Genomic DNA, 20168 nt, shown 5'->3' with positions numbered 1-20168 from the left:
GGGGGGCAGGCGAGGGACGCCCTTCCCCTCACCCTACCCCCTCTGCCCGCCTTAGAGCGAGTTGATGGCCGCAATCAGCGCGTCGTTTTCGTGCGGTTTTCCCACGCTGATACGCAGGCAGCCTTCCAGCCCGCGCAGCTTGTCCTGGCGGCGGCAGGCGATGCCGTGCGAGAGAAGATGCTGATAGGCCGCGTCGGCATCGGGCGTTTTCAGGAGGAAGAAGTTGGTGCTGCTGGGCAAGACCTGACAGGTGGGGTGGTTGCGGGTCGCCTCGAAAATGCGCTGGCGCTCGGCAACGGCTTCGGCCACGCGCCCCCGCATGTATTCGGGGTGTTCCAGTGCCGTTTCGATGACCGCCTGGGTCAAAAAGTTGATGGTGAAGGCCGACACCAGCTTTTGCAGTTCGCCCGCCAGCGCCGTGTTCGTGAGCAGGTAGCCCGCACGCACGCCCGCCAGTCCCCAGCCTTTGGAAAAGGTTCTCAGGCTCAGCACGTTCTGTCCGGCGCGCACCAGGTCGCGGTAATCGGTTCCGGCGTACTGGTAATAAGCCTCGTCGATGACCGTGACCCAGCCGCGTGCGTCGGCGGCTTCGACCACCCGGCGCACGTCCTCGGGGCGATCGCTGTGTCCGGTGGGGGCGTGGGGCTGCGTCACGTACAGTACGCCGGGTTCATGGGCGTCCAGCGCCTCCAACGTGGCCTCGACAGGCAGCGAAAAGTCGGGATTCAGCGGCGTCAGCACCAGCTTGGCGCCCAGCATCTGCGCTTCGAGGGTGTAGACGGCGAAGGTGGGGTCGGTGGTCAGCACCGTCTGGCCGATGCCCGCCAGCTCGGTCAGAATCTTGATGAGGACGTTGCTGCCGGGGGTGATGACCACGCCCGCCGCGTCCCAGTCTTCAAACCGGGCGATGGCCGAGCGCAGCGTGTCGGCGTGCAGGTCGGGGTAACGGTTCCAAGGGTGCGCCAGCAGCCGCTCGGCGGCCTTCTGCTTCAACTCCGCCGGAAAATCGTAGGGATTTTCGTTCTGGTCGAGCTTGTACGGCACGTTGACGGGCGTGAACGGATAGGCCGGAATGTCGCGCACGGCCTGACGCACGCCGCTGCGCTGGGTGGGTGCAGAGGTCATATCAGGAGTTGTATCACCCGCCCTGCGCTCCCCGTCCGACTTGGCTGTTCGGCCCGGCCCCTGCCCGCCCCGGCCCCTGGCAGCGCCGCCTGTTCTCTTGCCTGCCCGGTGCCGCTAAACTGCGTTTGGACATCTCTCATTTTTCATAGCGACGTGTGAGGTGTTCACCCCTGGAACACTCCGGGCCGGGGGAGGCCCTAGCGCCCGACCCGTTGCCCTGAACTGTCCGAAAGGAGCCAAGAGACATCATGCAGACCCTGTATGTGCTTCTGGGCGTTCTGGCTGGACTGATTGGCGGGTTTCTCCTCTGGCGCTCTATCGGTACTCGGCAACAGACCGAACTCGATGACCGCCTTCAGCGTGAAGCCCAGGCAGAGGCGCAAAGAATTCTGGAAGGAGCGCAAGCTCAGGCCCAGCAGATTCGGGACGCCGCCAGTCAGGAACGGCAAGACGCCGCCAGAAGAGGAGAAGACGCGGCCCGGCGCGTACAAGACGCCGAGCGCCGCTGGCAGGACGCGGAAAGGCGCTGGCAAGACGCCGCCGAGCGCGACACCCAGGCCGCCGCCCACGAAGCCCGGCTGTCCGAGCAGCGCGAGCAGGTCACGGCCCTGCGTGCCCAGCTGGAAGCCGAGCGGGCACAGGCCAAGCAGGACGCCGCCACCCAGCGCGAAGCCCTCGCCGCCGACCGCCAGGAAACCCGCCGCGAACGCGAAGAACTCGGGCGCGAAATCGAGCGGTTGGGCCGACGCGCCGAGCAACTCGACGCCCGCAGCGACAAACTCGACACCCTGGAAGAGCGCCTGGAAGCGGCCTGGCGCGACCTTCAGGCCCAGGAGCAGGAAGTGGCCGAGCGGCTGCGGCAGGCCGACCTCAAGCTCTACGAAGTCGCCGCCCTGTCCCCCGAAGTCGCCCGCCAGCAAATCATGGAGCAGCTCGACGCCGAACTGGAAGAAGAAAAAGCCATTCGCGTCAAGGCCATGACCGACAAGGCCAGCGCCGAGGCCAAGCGCAGCGCCCGCTCCATCATCGCGCAGGCCATTCAGCGCAGCGCCAGCGAAACGAGCGCCCAGCTTTCGGTCAGCGTGGTGCCGATTCCCAGCGACGCCATGAAAGGCCGCCTGATTGGGCGCGAAGGCCGCAACATTCGCGCTTTCGAGGCGCTGACGGGCGTGGACCTCATCATCGACGACACCCCCGAAGCCGTCATCCTGAGCAGCTTCAACCCGGTGCGCCGGGAAGTGGCGCGGCATGTGCTCGACGCGCTGGTGGCCGACGGACGCATTCACCCCACCCGCATCGAGGAAATGGTGCAAAAGGCCCAGGACGACATGAAGGTCTTTATTCACCAGCAGGGCGAAGAAGCCGCCATCGAAGCGGGCGTGGTGGGCATCAAGCCGGGCCTGATTCAACTGCTGGGCCGCATGTACTTCCGCACCAGTTACGGTCAGAACGTGCTGAAACACTCGGTGCAGGTCGCGCACCTGACGGGCATCATGGCGGACGAACTGGGGCTGGACGCCGACCTCGCTCGCCGCGCCGGACTGATGCACGACGTGGGCAAGAGCATCGACCGCGAAATCGAAGGCACGCACGTCGAAATCGGCATCAACCTCGCCAAGCGCTTTGGCGAGCCGCCCGAAGTCATCGACGGCATCGCCCACCACCACGACCCCGAAAACGGTGAAACGCTGTACTCGGTGCTGGTGGCCGCCGCCGACGCCATCAGTGCGGCCCGGCCCGGTGCGCGGCGCGAAGAACTCGAATCGTATGTGCGCCGCCTGGAGCAACTGGAGCAAATCGCGGTCGCCTTTCCCGGCGTGCAGCAGGCCTATGCGATTCAGGCCGGGCGCGAAGTGCGCGTCATCGTGCAGCCCGAAAAGGTCAGCGACGCCCAGGCCACCCTGCTCGCCCGCGAGATTGCCGGACGGGTCGAGCAGGACATGGAATATCCCGGTCAGGTGCAGGTGACGGTGGTGCGCGAAAGCCGCGCCGTCGAAGTCGCCCGCTGAGCAGGTCTTTTGACCCTCCCTCCTTGTGGGGGAGGGCGTTGCGTAGCAACGGGAGGGGGGTAGGGGGGCAGAGCGTGTGCCCTGGCCCCTTCCCCTTTTGCCCTTTATGCCCTGCGGCTACGCTTGCGCTAGCATGTCCCGCGCTGCATGTGTGTGGCCCCGAAGAGGAGGTGAGGAAACGTGAATCAGGAACATCTGGACAGCGAACCCCCCAGTTTCACGCCGCCTTATCCCCCGGAGGAACCCCCATGCACTACCCTGAACTGAATGCGGGAGGCGGCCCGTGCTGACCTATTACCGCTCTATCGGTGGCAAGCTGACCACGGTCGAAAGCTATATGGACGGCTGCTGGATTGACGCCGCCGACCCCACCCCCGAAGAACTCGCCCGCATCAGCCGCGAGACGGGCCTCGACCTCGACTACCTCAAGTACCCGCTCGACCCCGACGAACGCTCGCGTTTCGAGCGCGACGAGGGGCAACTGCTCATCATCATGCAGACGAGTTACCGCCTGCCCGAAGACAGCGACATTCCCTACGACACCGTGCCACTCGGGATTCTGCATACCGACCACTGCATCGTGACCGTGTGCATGCTCGAAGAAAATCCGGTCATCAAGGACGTACTTAGTGGGCTGGTGCGCCGGGTCAGTACCGTCAAGCGCAACCGGCTGACGCTGCAACTCTTCTTGCGAAACGCCCAGCGGTTCCTGATTGACGTGCGCCAAATCAACAAGCGCGTGGACAGCATCGAGGACAAGCTGGAAAACAGCCAGCAAAACCGCGAAATCCTGAACCTGCTCAAGCTGGAAAAGAGTCTGGTCTACTTCATGACTGGCCTCAAGGCCAACGAAGCCATGATGGAACGGGTCAAGCGCGACCGCATCTTCGAGATGTACGAGGAAGACGCCGACCTGCTCGACGACGTGCTGATCGAAAATTTGCAGGCCATCGAAATGGCGACCATCGCCAGCAACATTCTGACCAGCATGGCCGGAGCCTTCGCCAGCGTCATTTCCAACAACGTCAACCAGGTGGTCAAGGTGCTGACGGTGACGACCATTCTGGTGGCGATTCCCACGCTGGTCAGCGGCTTTTTCGGCATGAACGTGGATGGCCTGCCCTTCCACGACAACCCGCACGGCTTCTGGATGGTGATGGCGGTGGCGATGGCGTTGGCGAGCGCTATTGCTTATATGTTCTACCGCTGGAAGGTGTTCTGAGTGCAGCACTGATACACTCGCCCCGAGGCCCAGGAGAAGACTCCGGCCCTGGAGGACGCATGAACATTGCTCAGGACAAGGTTGTGGACATCGACTACAAGCTCACGGTGCGGGGCGAAGTGGTCGACAGCAGTGAACCCGGTCAGCCGCTCACCTACCTGCACGGACATGGCCTGATTATTCCCGGTCTGGAACGTGCCCTCGAAGGCCGCGCCGTGGGCGACGAGTTTCAGGTGACGGTTCAGCCCGAAGACGGCTACGGCGAACGCAACGAAGAATCGGTGGAAGAACTCGACCTCGCTGATTTCGACGAAGACGTGGAAGTCGGCGAAACCTATTTCATGCAGGCCGCCGACGGCACGGCCTTTCCCTTCACCGTCATCAGCATCGAAGGCGACCAGGTTCGCGCCGACTTCAACCCCCCGCTCGCTGGAGAAACCCTAGACTTCGAGGTCAAGGTGCTAGCAGTGCGCGACGCCACCGAGCAGGAACTCGAACAGGGCTTCGCTGACGTAGACGAAGAAAACTGAAGCTTTCCACAGCACAGGGGGCGGGCCGGGGACACCGAACCTCCGGCCCGCCCCCTGTTCATGTTCAAGCTGGGCGCAGTTCGCCGCTGCCGAGCTGCCGGACAATTTCGGCCACCGCATGGTCGGCGTGGAAACGCCCGTTCTCGATAAACACCTGATTGGTCTTGCCCGCAAAGCCCGCGCTGCCCACCACGAACAGGCCGGGCACGCTGCTCTCGTAGTTCTCGGTGAGCACCAGACATTCGTCGGGATGCTGGGCGAGGTTCAGGCCCGACAGGAACGACAGATCCGGGCGGTAGCCGGTGAGGGCGAAGGTGAAGTGGGTCGGCAGGTCGAAGGTGCTGCCGTCTTGCCGCTGCACTTTGACGTGCCCTTGCAGAATTTCGACCACCTGCGAGTTGAAGTGCGCCGCAATGCTGCCTTCCTTGATGCGGTTTTCGAGGTCGGGCCGCACCCAGTACTTGATGGTGCTCTTGAGTTCGGGGGCACGGACCACCATCGTCACGTTTACGCCGCTGCGCCACAGGTCGAGTGCCGCATCTGCCGCCGAGTTGCCCGCCCCGATGACGGTGACGTTCAGGCCCATGAAGGGGTGCGCCTCGGTGTAGTAGTGGCTGACGTTGGGCGAGTCCTCGCCGGGAATACCCATGAGCAGCGGGTTGTCGTAGTAGCCCGTCGCCACCACCACACGCCGCGCCTCGACCACGCCGGGTTCGCCGTCTTGCGCTTCCACTTCCAGGGTAAAGCCCGCCGGGGCCGCGTGAACCTTCGTCACCGTGGTGTACTGGCGGATGTTCAGCCCTTCGCGCTGGGCGACGAGGCGGTAGTACATCAGCGCGTCGCGGCGGTCAGGCTTGTCGTGGCCCGTCACCATCGGGTGATTGCCGATTTCCAGTTCGGGGGCGGTGGTGAAAAAGCCCATGTAGGTCGGGTACTCGAAAATGGCATTGACCACGCAGCCCTTTTCCAGCACCACATAGCTCAGGCCCGCACGCTTGCAGGCGATGGCGGCAGCCAGACCCACTGGCCCCGCGCCGACGATGGCGACATCGAACAGACTCATGCCCCCTATTGTGTCAGCCCGCGCCCGAAATGACCGTGAGCCTTCCTGCTACCTTGAGGTTCATGCTGCACGCTGCACGTTGGACTCTGCTGGGAGGGCTGTCACTGGGCCTGATGGCCTGCGGCCCCAAAGAAATCGAGGGCCTGCGTACTTACCAGTACACGGGCGGCGACCAGCGCGGCGGTTCGCTGACCTACAACGAGACGCCCCCCGTCGGCGGTCCCTACAACGCCCTGTGGCAGACCTGCGCCGTTTATGCTCAGCCCGTCTACAACGAATATGCGGTTCACAGCCTGGCACGGGGGGCGGTATGGGTGACCTACCGCCCCGGCCTGGACGCGGCGGAGGTAGAGCGGCTGCGAACCCTGCTCAGCGGGCAGACCGCCCTGCTCAGCCCTTATCCCAACCTGCCCGCGCCCATCGTCATGTCGGCCTGGAACCGCCAAATCAGTGTGGACAAGGCCGACGACCCGCGCCTGGGCCGCTTCCTGAAAGAAGTCCTGCCCGAAAACAGCGCCCCGGAGAAAGGCAGTCCCTGCGCGGGCGGGTTCGGCGGCACCCGCTGAGGGCGTGCATAACCTTGACGGCCCCTGAATAGGGCGCTATAGTTTTGACCATCACCGCCTGAGGGCGGCTTTTTTTATGACTCAACAGAGAAGGGAGTGGGATGGGCCCCTCGGCTGCTCTGGCGTTCAGGGCATTTGACAGAAGAATGCTTGCCTCTTCTGACCCTCTCCCCTTGTGGGGGAGGGCGTTGCGAAGCAACGGGAGGGGGGCGTCCAGACCAACTTTTTTCTGTCAAATGCTCTAGGGCCGCCAGACCGTGTCGCAGTGGTGTTCACCCCGGAAATCCTGGACCAGCGCTGTTTGTCCGGCACCGGGAGCCAGCCCGAGCACCTGCGGCGGTTGGCCCACGCGCAGGGCGGGCCACGCGGGGAGGCCGGAGCCGTTGGGGTTGCCGGTCCGGGCGAAGTTGGCCCAGTAGGTGCGGATGGTGCGGGCGAGCGTCTGCTGGGCGGGCGTGAACTGCGCCGGGTCGCCCAGGTCGGTGCGCGTGCCCATCACGCTGGCGATTTCCGCGCCGTGAAACGACCCGAAGCGCGGCAGTCCGGCAGTGGGGCGCAGCGGCGCGGGCCGGGGCGGGTTGGGGTCGCGGAATTCGTAGCGGTAGACCGGCACGAAGCGCGACAGGTCGCGGGCCAGATTGCTGGCAGGGCAGGCGAACAGGCTGTCGGTGGCGACGGCGGCGGCGGCCTGGGTGCGACTGCCGTAGTTGCGCAGCGTGTAGGTGGCGGTGGCGCGGGGAGCGTCGGGGCCGTTGAGCGCCACGTTCAGGGCCAGAAACTCGGTCGGGTTCAGGTCGCGCTTAGGGTCGCCCAGCCAGGCGGCGAACAGCGTGCCTTCGTGCTGGTTGGTGCCGATGAGCAGCGGAACCCTGGCCCCCAGCCCCTGCCGCAGAAACTCGCCCGGCTCGCGGGGCAGGACTGTGTCGCCATGCAGCACCGGAAAGGGAATGGCCCCCGGAAAGAGCGCGTTGGGCGACGGGGCACGCGCCAGCTTTTCGCCCGGCAGCGCCCGCAGGCAGGCCACGTCGCGGCAGTCCAGCGAGGCCATGAAGCGGCGGCCCAAGTTCTGGGCTTCGGCTTGGGTCAACGTGATGGTGGGGGCGGTGCACGACCCGCTCTGGATAATGGCCCGCTGAAACAGCCCCTTCGCCCCCGGCGCGGCGAGCTGGGCACAGATGCTCATGCCGCCCGCCGATTCCCCGAAGACCGTCACCCTGCTGGGGTCGCCCCCGAAGGCCGAGATGTTGTCCCTGACCCACTTGAGCGCGAGTTGCTGGTCGAGCAGACCGAGGTTGCCGGGCAGGCCATCCTCGCCGGGGGTCGCCAGGAAACCGAGCGCCCCGAGGCGGTAGTTGAGGCTGACCGCCACCACGCCCTGTTCACGGGCGAGCAGGCTCAAGTCGTAGTCGGTGCCCGCGCCGGTTTGAAAGCTGCCGCCGTGAATCCAGACCATCACCGGAGCTTTCTTGGCGTTCGCCGGGGCGTAGACGTTCAGGAAAAGGCAGTCCTCGGAGCCGCGTACGGTCTGGGGCTGCCCCGGAATGGCGAAAGCCTGAAGGCACACGGCCCCCGGCTGCACGGCGCGGCGCTCGGCGGTCTGGGGCGGCAGCGGGCGCGGAGGCTCCCAGCGGGTGTCCTGCGTCTGCGGCTGCGCGTAACGGATGCCCAGCCAGGTTCGCAGCCCGTTCGACTCGCGCCCCAGCAGCGGCCCGGCGGGAGGCGTGGCCCGCACGTCGCGCCCGAAAGCGGGGGTGGCTGCCGGGCGGGGGGCAAAGGGGGTGGTGGGAGCCGCCGCCACCAGGCAAGGCAGCGACAGGCCCAGGACGGCAGACAGAAGGAAAGGGCGGGTCATGGGCGACTCCTCAGGAGGGGGCGAGGGGGGGCGAATCTTTCGTGGCAGAACGCCTGAGACGCTACCTTCGGGGGCATGCCTGTGTCTGTCGCGCCCACCACCCTGTTCGTCTCCAACGGCCACGCCGAAGACCTGATTGGGGCCGCCCTGGTTCGGGCCTGGCGGCAGGTGCGCCCGCAGGAACACGTCCTGGCCTTGCCGCTGGTGGCGCAGGGCCGCGCCTACGACGGGGTGGCGCAAGTCGGCGGGCCGCTCCTCGACCTGCCCTCGGGAGGATTTCCGTTCGGCAGCCTGGACAACCTGCGGGCCGACCTGGGGGCGGGGCTGGTGGGCACCTCGCTGGGGCAGTGGCGGGTGGCTTTGGCGCAGGGCCGGAATGTGCGCCGGGTCGTGGTGGTGGGCGACACCTACGCGCTGGCGGTGGGCACCCTGGCAGCGCGGCAGAGTTCAGGGGCGGCACGGCTGCCGCTGGTACACGTGCAACCGCTGGTGTCGGTGCTGTACGGCGAAGGAATGACGCCCGCCGCGCACCTGCGCGAGCTGAACGCGCTGGGGGCCAACGCCTTCATGCCCTGGGAAATCGCGCTGGGCCGCCGGGCCTGGCGGGTCTACACCCGTGACGCGGCCTCGGCGCGGTATCTGGCCCACCGGGGCGTGAATGCCGCCTACCGGGGCAGTTTTGCGATGGACGTGCTGCCTGCGCCCGAACGCGACCTGTCGACCCTGCGCGACGAACGGCCTGTGCTGGCCCTGCTCCCCGGTCAGCGCGGCGACGCCCAGACCTCGCTGCCCCTGATGCTGGAGGCGGCGCGGCAGTTGCCCGAGCTTCAGGCGTTCGTGGCCTGGCCCCGCGACTGGGCCGAGTTGCCCCCTCTGCCCGGCTGGACCCTGGCGGAGCAGGGCAGCGGGCTACTGCTGGTCAGCCGGGAAGAAGCGCAGGTGTCGCTGCTGCGCGGGAGCTTCTCGGCCATCCTGCACGCGGCGCGGTCGGGTGGCGTCGCGCTCGGCACCGCAGGTACGGCCAACGAACAGGCGGCGGGGCTGGGGATTCCGGTGGTCGGCTTCCCCACCGCCGGGCCGCAGTACGTCGCCGGATTCGCCGCCCGGCAACAGCGGCTGCTCGGCGCGGCGCTGACCCTCACCCCCCCGGAGGTCGCCGCCGTCGTGCGGGCGGTGCGCTCGCTGCTCTCCGGCCCCCGCCGCGAACGGGCCAGCCGGGACGGTCAGGAGCGCATCGGGGCGGCGGGGGCGCTGGGGCAAATCGCGCAAGAAATGGCAGCGGGGCTGGCGTAACCGGTGTGGGGGGCGGCAAGTCATACGGGGCTGGGCTTTACTCCGCACATCCGAGGAAAGCGCCCGAATGTGCTCTGCTTCGCAGCTTTGCAAGTCCGCGACGCCCAGCCCCGTTTTTTCTTCCACTCCCCGCGCTGAAAGCGGGCCTCCGAAGCGGTTCCATCGGCCCTGCGCGGTTCGCTCTGCTCGGAAAAACAGTTTGGATACCCAAACTATTTTTCGAAGCCGTGTCATGTCTTTTGGGCCGATTGGCATTACCCTGTTTGACATGACACAGGGAAGGGCCTGATGCCCGGTGCGGGTGGCGGAGAAGGCGCGGTCAGGGAAGGCAAACTGACCGAGGTCAGCTATTCGACCAACCAGGCCAACGCCCTGATTCATCTCTACCGCGCCGAGGTCGGCAAGATGACCGCCTACCGCCAGCGCCTCGACATGACGACCAACTGGTCGGTGGTCACCACGGCGGGCCTCGCCAGCTTTGCCCTGGGCGATGTGAACAACAGCCACGCCACTTTTTTGTTCGCCATGTTCATGAACTACTTTTTTCTGCGCCTGGAAGCCCGGCGGTTTCGCACCTACGAAATTGCCCACCACCGCGTCCGAATCATGGAACGCTTCTTTTACCCGGCGATGCTGGGCGATCAGGTGGACGCCAACTGGCACCAGCTTCTGCTGGCAGAGCTGGGCAAGCCGCGCAGCCCCATGACCCGCAACGACGCGCTGGGCTGGCGACTGGGGCGCAACTACCTGTGGATTTACACGGCGGTGCTGCTGGCCTGGTTCGCCAAACTCGACCTGAGCGTGCCCAAGGGCTTTTTGCTCGAATTTCCCGACGCCTTCGCCCTGGCGGACATCGGCAGTTTTCCCGGTTGGATCGTGTTTACGGGCGTGTTCCTCTTTTACGCCTACCTGATTTGGCTGGCGCTGCGGGCCGCACGCACCTATCCGCTGGGCGAGGACTGAACTTGCTGGATGACGACTGAGCTGAACCTGGCCTGATAGGTTTGAGCGCCATGTCCACGCCGCCCGCATCCACTCCCAGCGTTTCCACGATTGCCGCGCCGCCTTCCACCTCCGCCGAACTTCGCGCCCTGCTGCGGCTGGCGGGGCCGGTGGTGCTGTCGCAGTTTGCCGCCAACGCGCTGGCGCTGATTGCCACCGCCGTCATCGGGCGGCTGGGCGAGCGCGAACTGGCCGCCGCCGCCTACGCCAACGCCAGCTATTACCTGATCTACATGCTGGCGGTGGGGGTCATGCTCTCGGTGGCGCCGCGTGTGGCCCAGGCCTTCGGAGCGGGCGACAGGCCCGGCGTGGTGCGGGCGCTGCGGGGCGGCCTGCTGCTGGCGACCCTGCTGACCGCCGTGACCCTGCCCGTGATGTGGGGGCTGTCCCTCCTGCTGCCCCGGCTGGCCCCGGCGGGGGTGGACGCCGGGCTGATTGCCACCTACCTGCGCGTCTACTCGCTGGGGATGCTGCCCAACCTCGCGTTTGTCGCGCTGCGCGGCACGCTGGAAGGAACGGGGAGGCCACAGGCGGTCACGCTCACTGCGCTGGCGGGCGTGGCGTGGGCGACGCTGGCGGCTCCGGCGCTGGCCTTCGGGTGGGGGCCGCTGCCGCGTCTGGGGCTGGCGGGGGCAGCGGGGGCAAGCGCCTCGGCAGCGTGGCTGATGGCGGCGCTGCTGTGGAAACAGGCCCACGAGAGCGCCGGGGCTGGGCAGGCCGCCGCGCTCACTTCTCCACAACTGCGCCAGGAAGTCGGCGCCCTGTTTCGCCTGGGCTGGCCCATCGGCCTGACGCTGGGGGCCGAGGGGGGCATGTTCAGCGTGACCACCCTGCTGATGGCCCGCTTCGGCCCGGAGGTGCTGGCGGCGCACAACGTCACCATGCAGGCCATCACCGCGCTGTTCATGGTGCCGCTGGGTATCGCTTCGGCGACCGGGGTGCGCGTGGGGCAGGAAGCCGGGGCCGGGCGACAGACCCACGCCCGCCGCGCCGGACTGGTCGGGCTGGGGCTGTCGTCGGCGGTCATGCTGGGGTTTGCCGCCTTCGAGCTGCTGGCCCCCCGCGTCGTGTTCAGCGTCTTCGTCAATGTGAATGACCCGGTCAACGCGGGCCTGCTGGCAACGGCCACCGGATTTCTGGGCATTGCCGCGCTGTTTCAGCTTCTGGACGGCTTGCAGGTCACAGCCAACGGAGCACTGCGCGGCTTGCAGGACACCCGCTTTCCGCTGGTCGTGTCGCTGCTGGCGTACTGGGTGGTCGGGCTGGGCCTCGGCTCCTGGCTGGCGTTCGGGCTGCACCTGGGCGCACGCGGGCTGTGGTTCGGCCTCACGGCGGGCCTCACCTGCGCCGCGCTGGGTCTGGTCGGGCGCTTCCTGAAACTGTCGGGGAGCAGGGGAGGCTGAACCTCGTCCCTTCTCCCCGGTTCAAAAAGGTCAATGTTCCAGCCGGATGTGCGGCAGCTGCTTGTCCAGCCACGCGGGCAGCCACCAGTTCCAGCGGCCCGCCAGTTTGAGGAAGGCCGGAACCAGTACCAGCCGCACCAGGGTCGCGTCCAGCACCACCGCCACCGCCAGGCCCAGGCCCACGCTCTTGGTGGCGACCACACGCCCGAACATGAAGGCCGTGAACACGATGAACATGATGACGGCGGCACTGGTGATGATGCGGGCGGTGTAGCCGACGGCCCGCACCACCGCTTCGTCGTTGCTGGCCCCGGCGTGGTATTCCTCCTGCACCCGCGAGAGCAGGAAGATTTCGTAATCCATGCTGAGGCCGAACATGACGGCGAACAGCAGCACCGGCAGCACCGAGTCCAGCACCCCCGAATAGCCGGGAATGCCCAGCAGTTCGGCCCCGTGCCCTTCTTGCACCACCCAGGTCACGACCCCGGCGGCGGCCCCGACGGTCAGCGAGTTCATCAGAATGCTTTTGAGCGGAATCAGGATGGAGCGGAAGGCGACCAGCAGCAGCAGGAATGTTCCTGTAAAGACCGCCAGCACCACGGTGGGCAGCGTGCGGGTAATCGCCTCACCGAACTCGCGCCCTCCCACCGGAGCGCCGCCGAGCAGGTAGCGGTAGCCGCTGGCGTCCAGCACCGCTCGGATGCGGCCCTCGAAGGCTGGGGCGAGGTCGGCCCGCAGCGCGTCGTCGGGAACGACGGTCACGCGCAGGTACTGGCGGTCCCGGCTGAACGACCGCTGGGTGAGCAGGCCCAGTGCCGCCAGCTGGTCGCGGTTGCTCGCCCCTGTGCGCTGCAAGTCGGCAGGGGTGATGAACGGACTCAGCACCGTCTGCACGCCGGGCAGCGCCCGCAGGTCGTCCACCACCGCCCGGAATTGGTCGCTGCCTTCGGGCGTGTAGCGCTGGCCTTGCAGGTCGAGAATCACCTCGAACTGGCTGAGCAGCCCGCCCGCCCCGAGTGCCCGCACGTCTTCAAGGGCGTCCCGGCTTTCCACCCCCGGCACCAGTCCCCACGCCCCCGCGTAGCCCGTTTTCATCCGCAGGGCAGGCACGGACAGCAGCAGCAAGAAGGCGGCACTCAGCAGCACGACGGGCAGCGGGCGGGCCGTGACCCGGCGGGCAAACTGCGTCCAGCCGCGTGAGGCTTCGGGGGACTGTGCCCAGTTGGAACGCAGGATTTTGGGCGCGTTGACCCGTTCGCCCAGCAAAGACAGCAGCGCGGGCAGCGCGGTCAGGCTCGCCAGGACGGTGAGCACCACCGCCAGCACTCCGCCGATGCCGATGGAGCGCACGAAGGACAGCGGCGGCAGCATCAGCCCCGCCATCGCGATCGCCACCGTCGCGCCGCTGAACAGCACGCTGCGGCCCGCAGTCTGCACGGTGCGGGCCGCCGCCTCTGCCGGGGTGGCGCATTTCCTGAGTTCCTCGCGGAAGCGCCCGACCATCAGCAGCGCGTAGTCGATACCCGCGCCCAGGCCCAGCATGGTCACCACGCTCTGGGCAAACGAACTGACCTCCATGACACGGGTCAGCCCGAACAGGCCCGCCATCGCCACGCTGATGCTCATCATGCCGACCACCAGCGGCAGGCCCGTCGCCACCAGCGCCCCGAAGACCATCAGCAGCAGCACGGCGATCAGCGGCAGGGCCACCAGTTCGCTGCGTTTGGTGTCGGACTCGGCAAACTCGGTGAAGTCGTCGGCAATCGCCTGTCCGCCCGTCACCCGCACGTCCAGTGCCGCCGAGTCCACCTGCCGGGCATAGGCGCGAATGCGGGCCAGCGTTTCCTTGCCGCCTTCTTCCAGCGGAATCTGCGCCACCGTCAGCGCCAGGTCGCCTTGTGAATGGTCGCCTTGCTTGCCACTCTGCTCGGTGCGGCGGGTCAGGCCCGCGAGTGCCGCGCCTTCGCCCTGGGCCGGCAGCACGCGGGACACGCCCTCAATCTGGCGCAGCCCGTCCACGAACTTCTGATAAGTCGCCTCGCCCTGCGGTGTCCCCAGCCCCGGCTGACTGCGGGTGAGCAGCAGGGCGGTGTTGGTGTCCTTTTCCCCGAATTTCTCGCGGAGAATCTCCATCACATGGGCGCTTTCGGAGTTGGTCAGCGTGCCGGGGTTGGCGCTCAGGGCGCGGGGAGCGCGGGCGGCGAAGGGCAGGCAGACCAGCATCACCACCAGCCAGGTCAGCAGCACGGCCCACGGACGATGAGAAACGAACAGGGCAAGACGTTGCACCGGGAAAGTAGATCACGGTGGCAAACGCCGTTTCCGCACCTGCCCACGTTCTCGCCCTCTCTATGCTGGGGCCATGATCCTGATTTCCGGCCTGGACCATGTGCTGCTCGAAGCCCCGCAGGGGTGTGAGGCGGCGGCCCGTGAATTCTTCGGCGGCGTGCTGGGGCTGAGCGAACTGCAAAAGCCCGCCGCCCTCCAGAAAAACGGCGGCTGCTGGTTCGCCCTGCCCGATGACCGCCAGCTACATATCGGCGTGGTGGCCGACTACGTGCCGCGCCAGAAGGGGCACCTCGCGCTGCGCTGCGCCGACTTGGACGCGGTGGTGGAGAGGTTGCGGGCGCACGGCGTCGCCTGCCAGCCCGACGAGGAAGCGGGCGTGCCCCGTGTCTTTTTGCGCGACCCCTGGGGCGGGCGTCTGGAAATCGTCGAGGGGGCGCACGTCTCGCGGCCTGTGGAGTAAGGACCTGCCCTCTACAATGCCCCCCATGACCAAGCTTCCCCCGACCCTTCCCGAAGGCGGCCTGGACCGCGACGTGCTGGTGCGCTGGCTCGACGATTATCTGCGAATTGACGCCTACCCCGACCCGTCGCTCAACGGCCTGCAGATTCAGGGGGCCGAGAAGGTCAGGCGCGTCGCCGCCACCGTGGACACCAGTGTCCGCACGCTGCAGGCCGCCGCCGAAGCCGGGGCCGACCTGCTGCTGGTCCATCACGGGCTGTTCTGGGGCAAGCCGCTGGCGATTACCGGGCCGCACCATGACCGCGTGCGCACCGCGATTCAGGCCGACCTGAACCTCTACGCCGCCCACATTCCGCTCGACGCCCACCCCGAAGTCGGCAACAACGCGATGATCGCCCGCGCCCTGAGCCTGAGCGACCTGGAACCCTTCGGCGACTGGCAGGGCCACAAAATCGGGCTGGCGGGCAAACTGCCGCGCGAACAAGGCTTGCAGGAATTCGCCGACCGCATCCAGAAACTGACGGGCGAAATCTGCCTCGTTCACGGCGGCGGCTCGCCCAACGTCCACCGCGTCGGCGTGACTTCGGGCAGCGGGGCGGGCGCGATTGCCGAAGCCGCCGCGCTGGGCCTGGACACCCTGCTGACGGGCGAACCCGAACACAAGCATTTTTACGACTCGTTCGAGTACGGCATCAACGTGATTTTTGCGGGACACTACGAGACAGAAGTGTTCGGCGTTCGCGCTCTGGCCGCCCGCATCGAAGAAGAATTTGGGCTGCCCTGGCAGTTCCTCAACTTCCCGACTGGCCTCTGAGCATGACTGGCCTGTTCATCACCCTGGAAGGGCCGGAGGGCGCGGGTAAGACCACCCAACTCGCCCGCCTGGAAGCGAGGCTGCGGGGGACGGGCCGCTGCGTGACCGTCACCCGTGAGCCGGGCGGCACGCCGCTGGGAATGCGGGTGCGCGAAGTGGTGCTCGACCCCACGCTGGAGATGGGGCCACTCAGCGAGTTTTTGCTGTACTCCGCCAGCCGCGCCCAACTGGTGCAGGACGTGCTGCGGCCCGCGCTGGAACGTGGCGACGTGGTGCTGTGTGACCGCTACTTCGACTCCTCGCTGGCGTACCAGGGCGCTGGACGGGGGCTGCCATTGGCACTGCTGCGCGACCTGACCCGCGAGGTGACGGGTGGCCTGACCCCCGACCTCACGCTGCTGCTCGACCTCGACCCGGCGGTGGGGTTGGCACGCGCCGCGCAGCGCGGGCAGGCCGACCGATTGGAACAGGCCGACCTCGCCTTTCACCAGCGGGTGCGGGCAGGCTTTCTGGAACTGGCCCAGGCCGAAGCCCAGCGTTTTGCCGTACTGGACGCCGCGCAGAGTGCCGACGCGGTCGAAGCGCAACTCTGGGCAGCGGTGGAGAGCAAGCTCTAGTTCCTGCCCGCCGCTGCCGTTTCTGCCCGGAGGCCCAGCCCCGGCACCTTGACTTCGAAGACGGTGGGCCAGCGTTTGCCGGTCAGCAGCAGGGTGCCGCGTTCCGGCACGAAAGCGATGCCGTTGGCGACATCGTCGAAGGTGAGCGCTTGCCCCTGCTTGGCGGCGGTGGTGCTGACTTCACGGGTCAGGGCCGACACGTCGATCCAGGCCAGCACCTTGCCCGTCTTGGGGTGAATGCGGGCAATTTTGTCGGTCAGCCAGATGTTGGCGTAGACGTAACCCTGCACGTATTCGAGTTCGTTGAGGTTGGTGACCGCTTGGCCCCTGTCGGTCACCTGCACGCTGCGCTCCACCTTGAACGTCCTGGGGTCACGCCACATCAAGGCCGCGCTGCCGCTACTCATGATGAGGCTCTTGCCGTCGTGGGTCAGGCCCCAGCCCTCGCCCTGGTAGCTGTAGCGCCCGGTTTCCTTCAGGGTGCGCTGATCGAAGCTGAAGGCGGTGCCATCCTGCCAGGTGATGTGGTAGACGGTGTTGCCCAGCGCCGCCGCTCCTTCTCCAAAGGCCTGACCCAGCGGCGTGGCGGTTTGCCGCAGGACTTTCGCCGTCTTGAGTTCGGAAATCCGCACCCCCGATTCGCCCACCTGCCCGGTACTTTCCAGATATTTGCCGTCACCGAGGTATTGCAGACCCTGGGTAAAGGCCCGCGGGTCATGCGGGTAGCGCGTCACCACCACCGGGCGCAGCACCGGAGTCCGGGCGGGGGTCGCCGCCGCAGCTCCACCGGGCTTGGAGGGGGTGGAGGGAGCCGCCACGGACGTGGGGGTTTGGGCCGGCGCGACCGTGAGCAGGGTCGCCGCAGCGAGAAGGGTGAGTGGAAAGGCAACGGCGAGGGGGCGCATACCGCCCATGCTAGGACAGTGTGGCCCCCGGCGCGTCGGAATGTGGGTTATTCGGCGTGGGTTATTCAGCGCTCGGCTTGTGCTGCTCGGCCTGCATCGCCAGATAGGTCTGGTACTGCGGCGCACCGCCGAGCATGTTCTGGCCGCCGTCGACCGGCAAAATCACGCCCGTGACATAGCTCGCGGCGTCCGACACCAGAAACAGCGCGGCGTTGGCGATGTCCTGCGGCACACCCATGCGGCCCAGCGGCACGGATTTTTCCACGCGCTGGCGGCTTTTCTCGTCGGGGGCGAGTCGCGCCATGCCCTCGGTGCCGTCAATCGGGCCGGGGATGATGGCGTTAACGCGAATGCCGCGCGTGCCCCATTCCACCGCCAGCGTCCGGGTCAGGGCGTCCACGCCCGCTTTGGCGGCGACCACGTGCGCCTGCATGGGCACGGGCACCCCATAGGCGCTGATGCTCAGGACCGTGCCGCCGGGCTGCTTGAGGTGGGGGGCCGCCGCCTTGACGGTGTGGTAGGTGCCCAGCAGGTCAATCTCCACCACGGTCTTGAAGCCGTTGGGCGAAATGCCGTCTACCGGGGCCGGGAAGTTGCCCGCCGCGCCCGCCAGCACAATGTCGAAGTCGCCGAATTCAGCGACGGCCTGCGCCACCGCCGCTTCCATCGCGGCAAAGTCGCGCACGTCGGCACTGACGCCCAGCGCCCGGCCCCCACTCGCCTTGATGCCGTCGGCAGCCCGCTGCGCCTTTTCCAGATTGCGGCCCAGGATGGTCACCGCGCAGCCGTGCGCCGCGAAACTCTGGGCAATGCCGAGGTTGATGCCGCTGCCGCCCCCGGTAATCAGGGCGTGTTTGCCCGCCAGCAGGTCGGGGCGAAAAGTGGTGGATGGGTCGGCAGGCTGCGTCATGGCGGGTCACCTCGGGAGAGAAAGGAGAAACAAAGAGAAAAGTCGAAAGGTTCGGTCACTTCTTATACCCGTTCAGGGGAGCGGGGTCTAGCCGCATCGCCGCAGTCAATGACCGGAAAGGGTCTGACCCGGCGTCCAGCCGTGACCTATACATTCCTTTCGGGGGCGGGCCAACTGCTCTATACCTATTCGGGTTCGCGGCTGCGAAAAATCTTACACCCTGAGCCGTTTTGCGGCGTAGGCTTCAACGCACCGCCACCAGGGAGACACAACCATGACCAAAAGCGTAACAGGAGCGCGGCGCAGTATCACGCCGCTGGCTCTCCTGATGACCTGCCTGGGGTCGATCATCGGCTCGGGCTGGCTGTTCGGGGCCTTCAATACCGCCAAAATCGCCGGGCCTGCCGCCATTCTCGCCTGGGTCATCGGCATGATCATGATGATGGCGATTGCCCTGACCTACACCGAACTGGGGGCCATGTTCCCCGAATCGGGCGGCATGGGCCGCTACGCCCAGTATTCGCACGGCCCTTTCGCCGGGGTGCTGGCGAGCTGGTCCAACTGGCTGAGCATGCTCGCCATTCCGCCCATCGAGGCGGTCGCCAGCGTGCAGTACATGGCGGGCTGGAATTTCGGCTGGGCGCAGGGACTGGTGCAAGACGGCACCCTCACTGCGGCGGGTCTGCTGGCCGCCACGCTGTTCATGCTGGTCTACACCCTCCTCAACTTCTGGACGGTGGCCCTCTTTGCCAAAAGCAACACCGCCATCACGGTGTTCAAACTGGTCGTGCCGCTGCTGACCGCCATTTTCCTGATGGTCTACGGCTTTCACCCCCAGAACTTCACCGACGCGGCGAGTGGCGGCTTCGCGCCCTACGGCTGGGCCGCCGTGTTTACCGGGGTGGCGACCAGCGGCATCGTGTTCAGCTTCAACGGTTTTCAGGCCCCCATCAATCTGGCGGGCGAGGCGCAGCGTCCGGGGCGCAGCGTGCCGTTCGCGGTGGTGGGCGGCATTCTGATGGCGGGTGTGGTCTACATCCTGCTTCAGGTGGCCTTTCTGGGTGCCGTGACGCCAGAGCAGCTTCAGGCAGGCGGCTGGGCGGGCCTGAAATTCGAGTCGCCCTTTGCCGAACTGGCGGCGGCCCTGGGTCTGAACTGGCTGGCGCTCACGCTCTACGCCGACGCGGTCATCAGTCCTTCGGGAACGGGCATCACCTACGCGGCGACCACCTCGCGGGCGCTCGAAGCCCTGGCCCGCAGCGGTCACATGCCCGCGTGGCTCGGGCGACTGCACCCCACCCTCGGCGTGCCGCGTCACGCCCTCATCGTCAACCTGCTGCTCAGCCTCGCCGCCCTGTACCTGTTTCCCAACTGGGAAGCGCTGGCAGCGGTGGTCAGCGTGACCTGCGTGGTCGGGTTTCTGACCGGACCTATCAGCGTGGTCAGCCTGCGCCGCACCGCTCCCGACCTGCGCCGCCCGCTGCGTCTGGCGGGCCTGAACGTGCTCGCTCCGCTGGCCTTCGTGTTTGCCAGTCTGCTGGTGTACTGGAGCCGCTGGCCCCTGAACGGTCAGATCATGTTGCTGGTGCTGCTGGGCCTGCCCATCTACGCCGTGGTGCAGGCGCGGCGCGGCTGGGAAGGCACGGCGCTGCACCTCCGCAGCGGCCTGTGGCTGCCCGCCTACCTGCTGGTGCTGACGCTGGTGTCGTACCTGGGCAGCAAACAATTCGGTGGGCGCGGCGTGCTGACCTATGGGGTAGACATGGTTCTGGTGGCGGCGTTGGCCCTGGCCTTCTACTTCTGGGGGATTCGCAGTGGGGACGCACAGGCCATTCGGGAAGTGTCGCCGGAGGACTGACGGTCAGGATGCCGAAGGCCGCTGGCTGGTGGCAGAACGCTAAAAGGGGAGGCTGGGGCGGTGGCTCCGGCCTCTTTTTCGTTACTATGGTTCATGTCTCAAGCTCTGCTGGTTATTGACATGCAAAACGGCGTGGTAGACGGCGCTTACCGCCTCCACGAAGTCACAGGGAATATTCTCGCCGCCGTAGCCCAGGCCCGCGCCGAGGGCCAGAGCGTGGTCTGGGTGCAGCATTCAGGCAAGTAAGGCA

Annotated in this window: 18 protein-coding genes; 12 read left to right on the top strand and 6 right to left on the bottom strand. The window is 66.9% G+C overall.

The genetic code is table 11. The features are described from left to right. Positions 1–51: 51 nt before the first annotated feature. The gene (locus Q4C89_RS02325; RefSeq protein WP_303101000.1) at positions 52–1125 is read right to left on the bottom strand and encodes a histidinol-phosphate transaminase; all 1074 of its coding nucleotides are present in this window, start codon (positions 1123–1125) and stop codon (positions 52–54) included. Between the two features lie 248 nt (positions 1126–1373). Between Q4C89_RS02325 and rny the strand changes: the two genes are divergently transcribed. The 3 genes from rny to Q4C89_RS02310 all read left to right on the top strand — a co-directional run bounded on the left by rny (position 1374) and on the right by Q4C89_RS02310 (position 4886). Continuing rightward, the gene (rny, locus tag Q4C89_RS02320; protein WP_303100999.1) at positions 1374–3134 is read left to right on the top strand and encodes a ribonuclease Y; all 1761 of its coding nucleotides are present in this window, start codon (positions 1374–1376) and stop codon (positions 3132–3134) included. 283 nt (positions 3135–3417) lie between these two features. After that, a complete protein-coding gene (locus Q4C89_RS02315) occupies positions 3418–4356 on the top strand; it encodes a magnesium transporter CorA family protein (protein WP_303100998.1) in 939 nt (312 codons plus the stop codon). A gap of 59 nt (positions 4357–4415) precedes the next feature. Beyond that, complete coding sequence (locus Q4C89_RS02310) at positions 4416–4886, top strand: peptidylprolyl isomerase (protein ID WP_303100997.1); 471 nt, start codon at positions 4416–4418, stop codon at positions 4884–4886. Between the two features lie 64 nt (positions 4887–4950). On the opposite strand, the gene Q4C89_RS02305 is transcribed toward Q4C89_RS02310, so the two are convergent. Further along, positions 4951–5949, bottom strand: a complete 999-nt coding sequence (locus Q4C89_RS02305; protein ID WP_303100996.1) for a YpdA family putative bacillithiol disulfide reductase — start codon at positions 5947–5949, stop codon at positions 4951–4953. Positions 5950–6011: 62 nt separating this feature from the next. On the opposite strand from Q4C89_RS02305, the gene Q4C89_RS02300 reads away from it, so the two are divergent. After that, positions 6012–6515 (top strand): DUF3105 domain-containing protein, encoded by a 504-nt coding sequence (locus Q4C89_RS02300; RefSeq protein ID WP_303100995.1) that lies wholly within the window; start codon positions 6012–6014, stop codon positions 6513–6515. A gap of 241 nt (positions 6516–6756) precedes the next feature. Here Q4C89_RS02300 and Q4C89_RS02295 read toward each other — a convergent pair whose 3' ends face one another. Further along, positions 6757–8367 (bottom strand): carboxylesterase/lipase family protein, encoded by a 1611-nt coding sequence (locus Q4C89_RS02295; protein WP_303100994.1) that lies wholly within the window; start codon positions 8365–8367, stop codon positions 6757–6759. 75 nt (positions 8368–8442) lie between these two features. On the opposite strand from Q4C89_RS02295, the gene Q4C89_RS02290 reads away from it, so the two are divergent. The 3 genes from Q4C89_RS02290 (at position 8443) to Q4C89_RS02280 (ending at position 12065) form a co-directional block, all read left to right on the top strand. Beyond that, complete coding sequence (locus tag Q4C89_RS02290) at positions 8443–9660, top strand: lipid-A-disaccharide synthase-related protein (protein WP_303100993.1); 1218 nt, start codon at positions 8443–8445, stop codon at positions 9658–9660. 288 nt (positions 9661–9948) lie between these two features. Then, a complete protein-coding gene (locus Q4C89_RS02285; protein ID WP_303100992.1) occupies positions 9949–10623 on the top strand; it encodes a DUF2270 domain-containing protein in 675 nt (224 codons plus the stop codon). 50 nt (positions 10624–10673) lie between these two features. Continuing rightward, positions 10674–12065: an MATE family efflux transporter gene (locus Q4C89_RS02280; RefSeq protein WP_303100991.1), complete on the top strand. Its 1392-nt coding sequence runs from the start codon at positions 10674–10676 to the stop codon at positions 12063–12065. A 30-nt stretch (positions 12066–12095) separates the two neighbouring features. On the opposite strand, the gene Q4C89_RS02275 is transcribed toward Q4C89_RS02280, so the two are convergent. After that, positions 12096–14354: an MMPL family transporter gene (locus Q4C89_RS02275; RefSeq protein ID WP_303100990.1), complete on the bottom strand. Its 2259-nt coding sequence runs from the start codon at positions 14352–14354 to the stop codon at positions 12096–12098. 73 nt (positions 14355–14427) lie between these two features. On the opposite strand from Q4C89_RS02275, the gene Q4C89_RS02270 reads away from it, so the two are divergent. Genes Q4C89_RS02270 through tmk form a run of 3 tightly spaced genes read left to right on the top strand, consistent with a single transcriptional unit; the run spans position 14428 to position 16245 of the window. Next, a complete protein-coding gene (locus tag Q4C89_RS02270) occupies positions 14428–14814 on the top strand; it encodes a VOC family protein (RefSeq protein WP_303100989.1) in 387 nt (128 codons plus the stop codon). A 25-nt stretch (positions 14815–14839) separates the two neighbouring features. After that, entirely contained in the window at positions 14840–15628 is a 789-nt protein-coding gene (locus tag Q4C89_RS02265) for a Nif3-like dinuclear metal center hexameric protein (protein ID WP_303100988.1), read from the top strand. 2 nt (positions 15629–15630) lie between these two features. Further along, entirely contained in the window at positions 15631–16245 is a 615-nt protein-coding gene (gene tmk, locus Q4C89_RS02260; RefSeq protein WP_303100987.1) for a dTMP kinase, read from the top strand. Here tmk and Q4C89_RS02255 read toward each other — a convergent pair. Next, complete coding sequence (locus Q4C89_RS02255) at positions 16242–17150, bottom strand: glutaminyl-peptide cyclotransferase (protein WP_303100986.1); 909 nt, start codon at positions 17148–17150, stop codon at positions 16242–16244. The genes tmk and Q4C89_RS02255 overlap by 4 nt on opposite strands. A 61-nt stretch (positions 17151–17211) precedes the next feature. Continuing rightward, on the bottom strand, positions 17212–18060 hold the full coding sequence (locus Q4C89_RS02250; RefSeq protein WP_303100985.1) for an SDR family oxidoreductase: 849 nt from the start codon (positions 18058–18060) through the stop codon (positions 17212–17214). A gap of 274 nt (positions 18061–18334) precedes the next feature. Between Q4C89_RS02250 and Q4C89_RS02245 the strand changes: the two genes are divergently transcribed. After that, the gene (locus tag Q4C89_RS02245; RefSeq protein WP_303100984.1) at positions 18335–19918 is read left to right on the top strand and encodes an APC family permease; all 1584 of its coding nucleotides are present in this window, start codon (positions 18335–18337) and stop codon (positions 19916–19918) included. A 93-nt stretch (positions 19919–20011) separates the two neighbouring features. Continuing rightward, on the top strand, positions 20012–20164 hold the full coding sequence (locus tag Q4C89_RS02240) for an isochorismatase family protein (RefSeq protein WP_303100983.1): 153 nt from the start codon (positions 20012–20014) through the stop codon (positions 20162–20164). Positions 20165–20168 lie beyond the last annotated feature (4 nt).

It is taken from the genome of Deinococcus sp. (genome assembly GCF_030523985.1).
GTDB lineage: Bacteria > Deinococcota > Deinococci > Deinococcales > Deinococcaceae > Deinococcus.
This window is presented reverse-complemented; position numbering and strand designations above follow the sequence as displayed.